This is a genomic window from Actinomadura rudentiformis, from assembly GCF_008923185.1.
Lineage (GTDB): Bacteria > Actinomycetota > Actinomycetes > Streptosporangiales > Streptosporangiaceae > Spirillospora > Spirillospora rudentiformis.
The window spans coordinates 417,697-430,155 of sequence record NZ_WBMT01000001.1 but is presented as its reverse complement, the minus strand read 5'-3'; the positions used below and the strand labels follow the sequence as shown (position 1 = coordinate 430,155).

11 protein-coding genes are annotated in these 12,459 nt (G+C 70.4%); 6 read left to right on the top strand and 5 right to left on the bottom strand.

All coding sequences use genetic code 11. The features are described from left to right. Nucleotides 1–39 precede the first annotated feature (39 nt). Both F8566_RS02095 and F8566_RS02090 read right to left on the bottom strand, forming a co-directional pair. Nucleotides 40–1,224, bottom strand: a complete 1,185-nt coding sequence (locus F8566_RS02095) for an alginate lyase family protein (RefSeq protein ID WP_151557367.1) — start codon at nucleotides 1,222–1,224, stop codon at nucleotides 40–42. Beyond that, nucleotides 1,221–3,785 carry a glycoside hydrolase family 3 protein gene (locus F8566_RS02090; RefSeq protein ID WP_151557365.1) on the bottom strand — a complete coding sequence of 855 codons (2,565 nt, stop codon included), beginning with the start codon at nucleotides 3,783–3,785 and terminating at the stop codon, nucleotides 1,221–1,223. The genes F8566_RS02095 and F8566_RS02090 overlap by 4 nt, the downstream gene beginning before the upstream one ends. Before the next feature lie 292 nt (nucleotides 3,786–4,077). Between F8566_RS02090 and F8566_RS02085 the strand changes: the two genes are divergently transcribed. Together F8566_RS02085 and F8566_RS02080 are read left to right on the top strand one after the other, a co-directional pair. Continuing rightward, nucleotides 4,078–4,263 (top strand): hypothetical protein, encoded by a 186-nt coding sequence (locus F8566_RS02085; protein WP_151557363.1) that lies wholly within the window; start codon nucleotides 4,078–4,080, stop codon nucleotides 4,261–4,263. A 221-nt stretch (nucleotides 4,264–4,484) separates the two neighbouring features. Further along, nucleotides 4,485–5,375, top strand: a complete 891-nt coding sequence (locus F8566_RS02080; protein WP_151557361.1) for an endonuclease/exonuclease/phosphatase family protein — start codon at nucleotides 4,485–4,487, stop codon at nucleotides 5,373–5,375. Nucleotides 5,376–5,516: 141 nt separating this feature from the next. Here the strand turns inward: F8566_RS02080 and F8566_RS02075 are convergent, their stop codons facing one another. After that, nucleotides 5,517–6,116, bottom strand: coding sequence for a superoxide dismutase (locus tag F8566_RS02075; RefSeq protein WP_151557359.1), 600 nt, complete (start codon nucleotides 6,114–6,116; stop codon nucleotides 5,517–5,519). 120 nt (nucleotides 6,117–6,236) lie between these two features. Here F8566_RS02075 and F8566_RS02070 point away from each other — a divergent pair, with 120 nt between their 5' ends. Beyond that, nucleotides 6,237–6,941: a type 1 glutamine amidotransferase gene (locus F8566_RS02070; RefSeq protein WP_151557357.1), complete on the top strand. Its 705-nt coding sequence runs from the start codon at nucleotides 6,237–6,239 to the stop codon at nucleotides 6,939–6,941. Here the strand turns inward: F8566_RS02070 and F8566_RS02065 are convergent. Continuing rightward, entirely contained in the window at nucleotides 6,918–7,643 is a 726-nt protein-coding gene (locus tag F8566_RS02065; protein WP_151557354.1) for a gamma-glutamyl-gamma-aminobutyrate hydrolase family protein, read from the bottom strand. The genes F8566_RS02070 and F8566_RS02065 overlap by 24 nt on opposite strands. Further along, entirely contained in the window at nucleotides 7,640–9,127 is a 1,488-nt protein-coding gene (locus F8566_RS02060; protein WP_151557352.1) for an aldehyde dehydrogenase family protein, read from the bottom strand. The genes F8566_RS02065 and F8566_RS02060 overlap by 4 nt, the downstream gene beginning before the upstream one ends. 126 nt (nucleotides 9,128–9,253) lie before the next feature. Between F8566_RS02060 and F8566_RS02055 the strand changes: the two genes are divergently transcribed. The 3 genes from F8566_RS02055 to F8566_RS02045 are packed head-to-tail and all read left to right on the top strand — an operon-like array spanning nucleotide 9,254 to nucleotide 12,440. Then, the gene (locus F8566_RS02055; RefSeq protein ID WP_151557350.1) at nucleotides 9,254–10,702 is read left to right on the top strand and encodes an aldehyde dehydrogenase; all 1,449 of its coding nucleotides are present in this window, start codon (nucleotides 9,254–9,256) and stop codon (nucleotides 10,700–10,702) included. After that, complete coding sequence (locus F8566_RS02050) at nucleotides 10,690–11,595, top strand: 3,4-dihydroxyphenylacetate 2,3-dioxygenase (protein WP_151557348.1); 906 nt, start codon at nucleotides 10,690–10,692, stop codon at nucleotides 11,593–11,595. Before F8566_RS02055 ends, F8566_RS02050 begins: the two co-directional genes overlap by 13 nt. Next, nucleotides 11,595–12,440 carry a fumarylacetoacetate hydrolase family protein gene (locus tag F8566_RS02045; protein WP_151557346.1) on the top strand — a complete coding sequence of 282 codons (846 nt, stop codon included), beginning with the start codon at nucleotides 11,595–11,597 and terminating at the stop codon, nucleotides 12,438–12,440. Before F8566_RS02050 ends, F8566_RS02045 begins: the two co-directional genes overlap by 1 nt. The last annotated feature ends 19 nt before the right edge of the window (nucleotides 12,441–12,459 follow it).

Sequence of the window (12,459 nt, the reverse complement as noted above, 5' to 3'; positions counted from 1 at the left end):
GCCGTCAAGGCCTTGGGGCCTCGGGGCCTCGGGGCGGAGTCAGGGGTTGTTCGCGTGGGTGAGGGTCTCCCAAGCCAGGAAGTAGTTGGCACCTGCGGGCCGCTTGCTTTCGGTGTAGCGCTGGGTGGTCGCCATCTCGATCCCGGCGCGGTTCCGGTAGTGGTTAAAGTGCACCTCAGTGGTCGGGCCCAGGCCGGGCTTGACCGAGCCGCCGCACAGCCATGACGGCACCGCCGTACCCATCTCATACCGGGTGTGGAAGTAGAAGCCGTCGGTCAGGCGCTTCTGCACCTCGCCGTAGAGGTTCAAGCCCTGGTGCCAGGCGGTCTCGGCGACGTGGGCGGCGGCTTCGAGACCCCAGCCGGTGTGGCCGAAGTCGCGGCAGGTCTCCTGGGCGAGCCCGTCGGCGAACGTCGACTGGCCCTGCCAGTAGGCGATGAGCGCGGAGCCGGTCTTCGGGCAGTTCGGCGGCGCCTTCGGTGTCGCGCCGTCCGAGGTCTGGTAGACGTACGCCGGGACGCGGCCCCGCCAGATCCCGACCGCCTTGTCGAACGAGGCCCGGTCGTCGAGGAACACCGCGATCCCGGTCGCGGCGCCCATCATGATGAGCTCCCAGTTGCCGTTCGTGCAGCCGCGGCCGTTGACCACCTCGGGCAAGTGGACGGTCCGGAGCATGGTGGCGAAACGGCCCGCCTGCGCCCAGCCGCCGGTGTAGGTGTGCTTGACGATCTCGCCGGCGCGGGCGAACGAGGCGCCGGCCCAGCCTGTCTGCAACGGCGCGTTGTGCCCGGTGTGGTCGGTCAGCACCGCCGACCAGGCGTCCATGATCTGGATGGCCTTCCGCGCGTACCGGTCGTCGCGGGTGACGTACCAGATCAGCGCGTGGGTGTACGCGGCGATGCCGTCCGCCCGTTCGTCCGTGCATCCGAGGTTGGGGTTGGACGAGGGGCCGCACTCGACGACGGCCCGCGGCTTCGGCGTCCACGACAGCGACGCGTAGGAGCTCGCGCGCATCGCGTCGTAGGCGGACTTCTGCGGCTGCGTCCCGGCCAGCGCGCGCTGGCGCATGACGTCGAGCTGGCTCCGGCTGACCAGCACCCCGGGGTGGGTGAAGGGAGCGGCCTGCGCCCGGGGCGAGGACGGCGCGGCGGAGGCAGTCGGGGTCGGGCTGAGAAGGGTCGTGGCGAGAAGTGTGGCAGCGGTCGCGGCGAGGTCTCGTTTCATCGGTGCACCTTCACGGTGAGCGGCAGGTTGCGGGACGAGGTGCCCGCCGAGACGGTGTACGTGCCGGACGGGACGATCCAGGCGTGCGCGTCCACGTCCCAGTGGGCGAAGGCGCGCTCGTCGAGCTCGACGGTGACTCGGCGGCGTTCGCCGGGGGCAAGTGAGATCTTGGCGAAGCCCGCCAGCCGCCGGGGCGGGGCCGCCGCGTCGTGCCCGTCGGCGCCGCCGACATATATCTGGACGACCTGGCTGCCGCGCCGATGGCCGGTGTTGGCGACGTCCACGCTCACCTGGTCCATGCTCACTCGGTCACTGGGCACTTTGAGACGTGAGAGGCGGAACGTGGTGTAGGAGAGGCCGTGGCCGAACGGGAACAGCGGCTCGATGCCCTTGGCGTCGAAGTGCCGGTAGCCGACCCTCAGTCCCTCGGAGAAGAGCGCGACTCCGTTCACGCCCGGGTACTGCTCGGGTGTGTTCGCCGGGGTGTCGGCCAGGCTCCTCGGGAAGGTGATCGGCAGCCGTCCGGACGGATCTCGTTCGCCCAGAAGCACCGACGCGGCGGCGTTGCCGTGCTCCTGGCCGGGGTACCAGGCCTGAACGATCGCGGCGACCTTGCCGGCCCACGGCATGAGCACCGGGCCGCCGGTGTTGAGGACGACGACCGTACGGGGGTTCGCGCGGGCGACGGCCTCGATGAGCTCGTCCTGGTGACCGGGGAGGCCGAGGCCCGGGCGGTCGCGGCCCTCGGTGTCCTTGTTGGCCGCGAAGACGACGGCGGTGTCGGCGGCTCGTGCGGCCCTGGCCGCCTCGGCGATCTGCGGGTCGGCCAGACCCGGCGGCGGCGTCCATGCGACCGAGATCATGGCCTGCCCGCCGGGCTTGGTCCAGTCGACCTGGAACGTGTGCCGCTGCCCTGCGGTGAGGCGCACGGTCACGGACTTGGTGGCACTGGGAAAGGAGCCCGCGTTCTCGATCAGCTTGGCGCCGTCGAGGTAGAGGGACGCGGACCGGTAGTTGGTGAGGTGGAGGGTGTAGTCGCCGTCGGCCGGGGCGGTGAGCGTCCCGGTCCAGCGGATCGACCAGCCGTCGGGCGGGAAGCCCGGCACGTGCGGCGGCCCGCCCGAGGGATCGATCGCGATCCACGGATCGACGCGGGTGAGCGCGGGTTCGCCCGTCCAGGTCGGATTCTTGTAATAGCGGGCGGTCAGGCCCGGCCTGCCGTCCTCCGACCTCAGGGCGTACGTGGGGATCGCGGGCTGCGGGCCCAGCTCGACCGGCGGCATGCCCTGCGCGTGCGTGACCCGCATTCCCCTGCGCTTGACCGCGTCGAGCGCGTTCACCTGGTAGATCGGAGCGACGCCGACGCTGCCACCGCCGCCGATCACGGCGGTGCGCGAGGACGGGCCGATCAGCGCGACCGAACGGCCCTTGCGCAGCGGCAGGACGCGGTCGTCGTTCTTGAGCAGGACGGTCGCGTCCTCGGCGACCCGCCGTGCGACCGCGCCGTCCCGTTCGACGTCGATGGGGCGGGTCTCCTGCGGCCGGTCGAAGATCCCGAAGCGGAACATGGTGGTGAGGATCCGGCGCACGTGGTCGTCGAGGTTGGCCGCGCTCACCTGGCCGGCCTCCACCGCGGCCTTCAGCTTCGCGCCGAAGTACTTGCCGACGGGCAGCTCGAAGTCCAGGCCGCCTTCGGCGCAGCGCACGGTGTCGTAGCAGGAGTTGAAGTCGGAGACCACGAGGCCGTCGAAGCCCCACTCGTCCTTGAGCACGCCCTGCAGGAGGTCCTTGTGCTCGCAGGCGTGCGCGCCGTTCACCAGGTTCTTGGCGCACATGATCGCGCCCGTCCGGCCCTGCTTGACCGACATCTCGTAGGGACGCAGGTAGATCTGCCGGAGCGTGCGTTCGTCGATCCTCTCGTCGATGGTGTTGCGGTCGGTCTCCTGGGAGTTGGCCACGTAGTGTTTGGGCTCGGCGATGACGCCCTGCGCCTGGATGCCCTTGACGGCGCCGGTCACGATGCGGCCCGAGAGGTAGGGGTCCTCGCCGTACCCCTCGAACGTGCGGCCGTTCAGCGGAACGCGTGCGATGTCCACGGCCGGCCCCTCCATCAGGTTGCGGCCGGTGTCGCGGGTCTCCCGCCCGAGCACCTCCCCGTACGCCCGCGCCATGGCGCCGTCGAAGGTCGCCGCGAGACCGAGCGGTGCGGGCAGGGCCGTGGTCTGGGGCTGCACCGGGCCGCCCGACCCGACCCCCGCGGGCCCGTTGTTGAGCCGCAGCGCCGGGATGCAGAGCCGGTCGATGGGCAGCGTCTCGCGCGCGTACCGGTCGTCGTACAACGACGCGGTCATCGATGCCTTCTCGTCGAGGGTCATGCGTGGCAGCAGCTGCGCGGTCCGTTGCGCGGCGGGGAGCCTTCGGTCCATCCAGGGTTCGCCGGGACAGCCGGGGGCGGCGGCGCTCGAGGCCGTGGCGCGGTCCCCGGCCTGGGCGGGTGCCGTGACGGCCGAGGTCAGAAGCAGGAACGTGCCGATCGCATGCAGTACGGGGTGCCTGGCCATACCTCAGGAAAGCGCTTCCTCACTACCTTGTCCAGATATTCATCCGATCAATATGGGGCTAAATCTGGAGACTGACACGCCATACGGGCGGTTTTTGCTTGATACATCCGATGAAAGTTCAACCAAATGATCCGCTTCCGACATCCGGGCATGAGCATGACCGCCAGGTCCGCCGGTGACCCCGACGTGACGAGCAGGTGTCCTTCAAGCGCGCCCCATTGCTTCGCGCCCCCGGCTGCGTCACAGTTCCATCGGGCGGCCATCGGCGTCGCGCGACGTGGGGAGGACCCAGATGACCAGTGTGCTGTTGAAGTTCGTCAAGGCCCTGCTGGCCCTCAGCACGGCCCTCATCCCCGCGTCCGTCTCAACGGTCGCGGTGGTGGCGGCCATCGGAACGACCGTCGCGGTGACCGCCGGCTGCGCCCCGTCGGACGGTGACGATGACGGCGGAGACGACGACGACGGAGACGACGACTGACCCGTCCGCACCATCCAGCCAAGGCGACCACCGCCGCACCAGCGGCGGTGGTCGTCAAGCGCCGCACCCTCCTCAGCACCCACGCAAGATCGCCAAGCGGGGTATCTTGCGTCGACCCGCTGGGAAATGCTCTATAGAGCCGAGATCAGTGTCATGCGAATCTGCCGTCGGTGAAGGTGGGGCAGCAGGTGTCAATGCGCGGCAAGCACGGCAGATCACGCGTGGCTGCCTTGCTGGGCGTGGTGGTCGCTTTGATCGGAACGCTGACCGCATCCGTGTGGGGCGGTGTTCCCGACCGGATCTTCCCGGCCGAGGCCGCGACGGCGACCGTGAAGATCCATCACTACAATCTCTGCCAGGGCAACTTTTTCTGCGGCCCGCCAGACGGCACTCAGCGTGGTGCGAAGTACCGCGAGGGGGCGCTCGACCAGCTGCGCCGCCTCGCCGCCTCGGATCGGCCCTGGTTCATCTCGGTCAACGAGATCTGCATGGCTGACTACTACAAGCTGCGCCGTGACCTGAAGACCGACGGCGTGTTCCAGCTGGCCGCTCCCCGCCATCCCCTGTGCGGACCGTACGGCAGCGCCGTGTTCACGCCCGGCGGCGTCGTGGAGAAGATCAAGCGCATCGAGCTGCCCAACCCCGGCTTGGAGTGCGACAAGGACGAATGCCGATGGGCGCTGTGCCTGTGGGCGAAGACGAACGCCGGCCCCATGACCGTCTGCACGGGACATCTGGAGACCGATGCGGTGGTGGCGCCGAAGCAGGCGAGCATCTATCACCAGGAGGCTCGCGCCTTCAACGCCGAAGGTGGCCCCGGACGCAGACTGGTCCTCACGGGCGACTTCAACATCGGCCCCGACCAGCTCCCGCCGGAGTACGGCGACATGGTCGACCTGGTACAGACGGGCACCGACGCCAACGGCGATCCGATCGGCACCTTTCCGACCTGGACGGGTGACGGCATCCGCTCCAAGGCCACCAAGCACCTCGACTACATCTTCGTCGAAAGGGGCGTGGGAACGCCGCGCCCGTCCTTCCCCTATTGCCGCCACCCCGACGACGTCACAGCCAGCGACCACTGCTACACCATGGGCGGCTGGGAGTTCTAGCGTCACCCGGTCTTGGCGCCGCGTTCGCGCGCGGCGGTACAGGGTGGAGAACGCTGAGCGGCGCCCGCCGGACCCCGAGGGACCGTGTTCTGAGCATGATCCGGGTCCGGTGGGCGCCGCGGTCAGCGAGCCCTCACCGGGTCAGGCACCCTTGGCGGCCGTGAGGCGTGCGGCGACGTCGTTCCAGTTGACCAGGTCCCACAGCTTCTGGACATAGTCGGGACGCACGTTGCGGTATTGCAGGTAGTAGGCGTGCTCCCAGGCGTCGAAGACCAGCAGCGGCACGGAGCCCATGCCGACGTTGCCGTGGTGGTCGTACACCTGCTGAACGATCAGCTTCTGGCCCAACGGCTCCCAGCCGAGCACACCCCATCCGGAACCCTGCACCGTCGCGGTGGCGGTGGTGAGCTGCTTCTTGAACGCCTCGAACGAGCCGAAGTGCTCGTCGATGGCCGAGCCGAGCTCGCCGTCGGGGCGATCGCCGCCGTCCGGGGACAGGTTGTCCCAGAAGATCGTGTGCAGTACGTGGCCCGACAGGTTGAAGGCCAGCGTCTTCTCCAGCCCGACCAGGCCGCCGAGCTGGTCCTTGTCGCGGGCCTCCGCCAGCTTCTCCAACGTGTCGTTGGCGCCCTTGACGTATGCGGCGTGGTGCTTGGAGTGGTGAAGTTCCAGGATCTCCCCGGTGATCGCCGGCTCGAGGGCGGCGTAGTCGTAGGGGAGGTCGGGAAGTGAGTACGTCATGCGGCCACTATTGCAAACTATTCGCACTTGCATCAATGATGCAATGAGACCGTGCGCGCCGAACGATCAGATATCGTTTGGGGGCAAATGGACTGCGGGCGAGTGGAACGGAAGGGCCGTATGCGCGCGCTGGTGATCGAGCACGACGCCGTGTCCCCGATCGGGCCGGTCGGGGACAGGCTGGTCCAGCACGGCTTCGAGGTCACGGAACTGGTCGTCGTGCCGGCCGAGCGGCACCAGGCTCCCGGCGTGGAGATCGACTTCCCCGATCCGGACGGGTGGGACCTGATCGTGGCGATGGGCGCGCCGTGGTCGGTCGACGACGAGGCGGCGATCGGCGCCTGGATCCCCGGCGAGCTCGCTCTGCTGCGCAAGGCGCACGCGATCGGAGTGCCGATCCTGGGCATCTGCTTCGGCGGTCAGGCCCTGGCGGTGGCGTTGGGCGGCGGGGTGGAGCGCGCGCCGCGCCCCGAGATCGGCTGGGTGGACGTCGAGACCGATGAGCCCGCGCTCGTCGGGCCGGGGCCGTGGTTCCAGTACCACTTCGACCGCTGGGTGATGCCTCCGGGCGCCATCGAGATCGCTCGCAACGAGGTCGCCCCGCAGGCCTTCCGGATCGGGCGCAGCCTCGGCGTCCAGTTCCATCCCGAGATCACCGTGCGCGAGCTGCAACTGTGGCTGTCGTACGGCGGCGACAGGGACATGCGGCGGCTGGGACTCGACCCGGAGGCGGTCCTCGACCGCACCCGGGCGACGGCGCCCGCCGCCGAACGCCGCGCGCACGATCTGATGGACGCGTTCCTACGCCACGCCCAGCTCGTGTGAATGGGTGTCCGCGCCGGCGGACGCCCGAACGAGAGCGCTGAAGAGGGACTGCTGGGCCGGGTCGTTCGCAGCCGTGTCCTCCGGGTGCCACTGGACGCCGAGGAACCAGCCGGTCGCATCGGGGAGCTCCACGGCCTCGATCGTCCCGTCGGCAGCCCGCGCCGTCACGGCCAGACCGCCGGCGAGCCTGTCGATGTCCTGATGGTGGTAGCAGGACAAGGTCAGGCCGTGCGTGCCGGTTGTCTTTGCCAGCAATGAGCCGGACTCGGCGGCTACCTGGTGGACGACATGGCGGTGGTCGGTCTCCATGTGCTGCCGCAGCGTTCCACCGCGGACCACGTTGACGATCTGCAGGCCCCGGCAGATCGCCAGCATCGGCACCCCGGTGGCGAGGGCGTGCGCTGCGACGGCCAGGTCGAAGGCGTCCTGCTCCTCGTCCACGTCATAAAGGGCCTCGTGCTCGCTTGCGGCGCCGTAGTGGCGGGGATGCAGGTCGCCGCCGCCCGGCAGCAGCACGCCGTCGCAGCGAGCCAGCCGCCCGGCGACCCGCGCGGGTTCGGCCGGGTGCATGATGAACGGTTCGCCGCCGCCCCGCCAGACCGCCTCGACCAGCGTGCGCGCGGCGACCTCGGCGGCGTAGCGCAGCGCCGAGGCGCCGGCGGAGAAGCGAGCCGGGATCGCGATCAGCGGGCGGACGCTCACAGGGCGATCCAGGTGGTCTTGAGGTCGAGGTACTTGTCGAGGGCGTGCAGCGACTTGTCCCGGCCGTGGCCCGACTGCCTGACGCCGCCGAACGGGACGCTCATGTCGCCTTCCTCGTAGCAGTTGACCCAGACCGTGCCGGCCCGGAGCGCGCGTGAGACCGTGTGCGCGGTCGACAGGTCGGAGGTCCAGACGGCGGCGGCCAGGCCGTAGTCGGTGTCGTTGGCCAGCCTCACGGCCTCGTCGAGGTCGTCGAACTCCAGCACCGACAGCACCGGCCCGAAGATCTCCTCCCGGGCGATCCGCATCCCGGGCTCGACCTGGTCGAAGACGGTCGGGCGCAGGTAGTACCCGTCCCCTTCGATCGTGGAGCCTCCGGCGCGCAGGCGGGCACCTTCGGCGTTGCCCGCTTGCACGTACGACAGGACGCGGTCGCGCTGGCGAGCCGAGACCAGCGGGCCCATGGCCGTGGCCGGGTCGAGCGGGTCACCGACCACGAGCTTCTCGGCACGGGAGACGATCCGGTCCAGCACCCGGCCGGCGACGGAGCGATGGACGAGCAATCGGGACGGGGCCGTGCACATCTCGCCGGCGTTGAAGAAGATGCCCCAGGCGGCTGTGTCGGCGGCGGCGTCGAGGTCGGGCGCGTCCGGCAGGATGATGTTGGGCGACTTGCCCCCCAGCTCCAGCCACACGCGCTTGAGGTTGGAGCCGGCGGCATAGCGCAGGAAATGGCGGCCGACCTCGGTGGAGCCGGTGAAGGCCAGCGTGTCGACACCGGGATGTTCGCCGAGCGCCCGCCCTGCGACCTCGCCGGGGCCGTTGACGACGTTGAGCACTCCGTCCGGCAGTCCGGCCTCGGCGGCCAGCGCGGCCAGCCGCAGCGCCGACAACGGCGACTCCTCGGCGGGCTTCAGGACCACCGTGCACCCGGCGGTCAGCGCCGGGGCGAGCTTCCACGCCGCCATCGTGAGCGGGAAGTTCCATGGGACGACCGCGGCGACCACCCCGACCGGCTCGCGGGTGACCAGGGCCAGGGAGCCGGCGGCCGTCCGGGGCGACTCGTCGACGAGCTTGTCGGCGGCCTCGGCGTACCAGCGCAGGCAGCCGATGACCGCTCGCAGTTCGATGCCGTCCGCCTCCGAGATCGGCTTGCCCATCTCCAGCGAGACCAGCAGGGCGAGGGTCTGGCGGTCACGCTCGACGAGGTCGGCCAGGCGGAGGAGGGCGGCTTTGCGTTCGGCGGGGGCGAGCCGGGGCCACGGCCCTTCGTCGAAGGCCCGCCGAGCCGCGGCCACCGCCCGGTCGACGTCCTCCGGTCCGGCGGCGGCCACGTCGGCGATCGTGCGGCCGTCCCGGGGAGAGACGACCGGCGACGTGGCGCCGTCACGGCTCGGCACGAAGGCGCCGCCGATGTGGTGGTCGGTGTGCGGTGCCAGCCGGGCGGCCCGCTCGCGCCAGCCCTCATACAGGATGTCGGTCACGGCCTCTCCATCCGGTAGAGTTCATTTGAGGCCAAACAATAGCGGACGAGGGCCCGGCGGGACTGTTGACCCGGACCATCCGGCCCTCCTAGTTTATTTGGGACCAAACGAACCGGAGGTGCCGCTATGGCAGAGGTCGCGGGCGTCACCGTCGACACCGCCCACTGGATCGGCGGTGAACGGGTCGGCTCGGCCGCCGCGTTCACCGATGTCTCCCCCATCGACGAGCAACCGATCGCCGAGATCGCCCGCGGCGGAGCCGCCGAGGCCGAGGCCGCCGTGACCGCCGCCACCAGGGCCTTCCCCGCCTGGGCCCGCACGAGCCGGGAGGAACGAGCCCGGTTGCTGCACGCGATCGCCGACGGCGTCGACAAGCGCGTCGAGGAGCTCGCGCAGGTCGAGACGGCCGACAACGGAGCGTTGATCCGATCCCACCGGCGCGGGGTGATGCCGCGCGTGGCGCACAACTTCCGCTTCTTCGCCGACTGGCTGCTGCAGCTCGGTCATGACGACTTCGAGACCCGCGGCCACCGCAACCATGTCAGCTGGGACCCCGCCGGGGTCTGCGCCCTGATCACCCCGTGGAACGCGCCGCTCATGCTCGCCACCTGGAAGGTCGCCCCCGCACTGGCCGCCGGGAACACCGTCGTTCTCAAGCCCGCCGAATGGTCCCCGCTCACCGCCTCGCTGCTGGCCGACATCGCCGCCGAGGCCGGACTGCCCGACGGCGCGCTCAATGTCGTCCAGGGGTTCGGCGCGGAGGCCGGCGCGGCCCTGGTCGCGCATCCCGGCGTGCGGCGGATCAGCTTCACCGGCTCGGTGCCGACGGCGCGCACCATCGCCGCCGCCGCGGCGCCGAACCTGACGCCGCTGTCGCTGGAACTCGGCGGCAAGTCCCCGCTGCTGGTGTTCGCCGACGCCGACCTGGACCTCGCCGTCGACCTGGCCGTGGAGCAGTACGACAACGCCGGGCAGGTCTGCCTGGCCGCGACGCGCCTGCTGGTGGAGGCGTCGGTCGCCGGCGAGTTCACCGAGCGCTTCCTCGCCCGGGCGGAACGCCTCGTTCAGGGCGATCCCCGTGACCTGAGCACCGACATCGGACCGCAGATCCACCGCCGGCACTTCGAGCGGGTCGACGGACTCGTGCGGCGCGCCACGAAGGACGGTGCCCGGGCGCTGCTCGGCGGCGGGCCCAACACCGACCTCGGCGGCCTGTACTACCGGCCCACACTCTTCACCGGAGCCCCCGCGGGCAGCGAGATCCTCAGCGAGGAGGTCTTCGGTCCCGTCCTGACCCTGCAGACCTTCGACACCGAGGAGCAAGCCGTCGCGATGGCCAACGACACCCGGTTCGGTCTCGCCGCGACCCTCGCCACCGGGGACCCCGAGCGCGCCGCCCGCGTCACCGAACGGCTGGTGGCCGGGACGGTTTGGGTCAACTGCTTCTTCGTGCGCGACCTGCGGGCCCCGTTCGGCGGGTCCCGGCAGTCCGGCGTCGGCCGCGAGGGCGGCGACTGGAGCTTCGACTTCTACTGCGACGTGAAGAACACGGTGATGGCCCCATGGGAGAAGTAGTCGGCGCCGGGCTCCTGGCCCACGTCCCCACGATCGTCCTGCCCGAGGTCACCCGCCGGGAGCTGAACCGCGGCGAGGACTCCACCCTGGTCGACGGCCTGAAGCGGCTGAGGGCCGAGGTGTTCGACCGCGTGGACGACTACGACACCGTCGTCGTCCTCGACTCCCACTGGGCCACCACGGTCGAGTTCGTGACCACCGCCCATGACCGGCGAGCCGGGCTCTACACCTCCGAGGAACTGCCGCGGGGCATGTGCCGGATGCCCTACGACTTCCCGGGTGATCCCGAGCTGGCCCGCGCCGTCGCACGCTACGCCGACAAGCACGGAACGTGGATCACGCCGATCGACGACCCCTACCTGCCGATCTACTACGCCACCGTCAACCTGTGGACCTACCTCGGGGTGCGCGACAACCCGTACCTCGACCTGGAGGGCAAGCGCTGGATGTCGATCGGCGTGTGCCAGACCGCCGACACCGAGGACTTCCTGAGACTCGGCCGGGCGCTCGGGGACGCGATCGCGGCCACCGACCGGCGCGTCCTCCTCATCGCCTCGGGCGCGCTGTCGCACACCTTTTGGCCGCTGCGCCAGATCCGCGACCACGAGGCGGCCGATCCGTCGCACATCTTCACTCCGGAGGCCCGGGCCGCCGACGAGGAGCGCATCGAGTGGCTGGCGCGCGGCGACCACGCGCGCGTCCTGGACACGATGCCGGAGTTCCTGCGCTTCAAGCCGGAGGCCCGGTTCGGCCACTACCTGATGATGATCGGCGCTCTGGGCGAGGGGGCCTGCACCGCTCCCGGCCGCCTGTACAGCACGTACGAGAACTCCGTCGGAACCGGCCAGGTGCATGTCTGGTTCGACCGGCCCGAGCACGGATGGACCGCCTGATGCCCGAGTACCGCAGGATCCTGCTCGACGGAGCAGACGTCCAGGTCGTCCGTGAGGGCGACGAACTGGTCGCCGCCGACGGGCGGCGGGTGCGGGCCGAGGAGGCCGTGCACCTGCCGCCGTGCAGGCCGACCAAGGTGGTCGCGGTGCATCTCAACCACCGCAGCCGCGTGGAGGAGTTCCAGGCCCGCCTGCCCGCCGCGCCGACCTTCTTCCACAAGCCGATCTCCGCCCTGAACGCCCACGGGGGCGCGGTCGTCCGCCCGGAACGGTGCAAGTACCTCAACTACGAGGGCGAGATCGCGATCGTCATCGGCCGGACCTGCCGCAACGTCTCCCCCAAGGAGGCCGGCGCGTACATCGCCGGATACACGGTGGCCAACGACTACGGCCTGCACGACTTCCGCGACACCGACGCCGGCTCGATGTTGCGGGTCAAGGGCTCGGACACGCTGTGCCCGCTCGGCCCCGGCCTGGTCACCGACTGGGACTTCCGCGGCAAGTACCTGCGCACCTACGTCAACGGCGAACTGGTCCAGGACGGCGGCACCGACGAGATGGAGTGGGACATGCACTACCTCGTCGCGGACATCGCCCGCACCATCACCCTCGATCCCGGGGACGTACTGCTGTCGGGCACTCCGGCCAACTCGCGACCCGTGCAACCGGGAGACGTGGTCGAGGTCGAAGCCGAGGGCCTGGGACGGCTCCGCAACCACATCGTGGCCGGTCCCGTGCCGGTCCGCGACGACTGCGGTGCGCAGCCCACCGAGTCCGAAGAGGTCATCTCCACCGCCTTCGGCGGTGACTGGGAGTTCCGCGGTGTCCGCGCCCCGAGGAGGTAGGGGACATGAAGCGAGGAGC

What these genes read in the sequence shown, in the direction of transcription:
- F8566_RS02095 (WP_151557367.1), bottom strand. Translation starts at nt 1,224, where the DNA reads ATGAAACGAGACCTCGCCGCGACCGCTGCCACACTTCTCGCCACGACC.
- F8566_RS02090 (WP_151557365.1), bottom strand. Translation starts at nt 3,785, where the DNA reads ATGGCCAGGCACCCCGTACTGCATGCGATCGGCACGTTCCTGCTTCTG.
- F8566_RS02085 (WP_151557363.1), top strand. Translation starts at nt 4,078, where the DNA reads ATGACCAGTGTGCTGTTGAAGTTCGTCAAGGCCCTGCTGGCCCTCAGC.
- F8566_RS02075 (WP_151557359.1), bottom strand. Translation starts at nt 6,116, where the DNA reads ATGACGTACTCACTTCCCGACCTCCCCTACGACTACGCCGCCCTCGAG.
- F8566_RS02070 (WP_151557357.1), top strand. Translation starts at nt 6,237, where the DNA reads ATGCGCGCGCTGGTGATCGAGCACGACGCCGTGTCCCCGATCGGGCCG.
- F8566_RS02055 (WP_151557350.1), top strand. Translation starts at nt 9,254, where the DNA reads ATGGCAGAGGTCGCGGGCGTCACCGTCGACACCGCCCACTGGATCGGC.
- F8566_RS02050 (WP_151557348.1), top strand. Translation starts at nt 10,690, where the DNA reads ATGGGAGAAGTAGTCGGCGCCGGGCTCCTGGCCCACGTCCCCACGATC.
- F8566_RS02045 (WP_151557346.1), top strand. Translation starts at nt 11,595, where the DNA reads ATGCCCGAGTACCGCAGGATCCTGCTCGACGGAGCAGACGTCCAGGTC.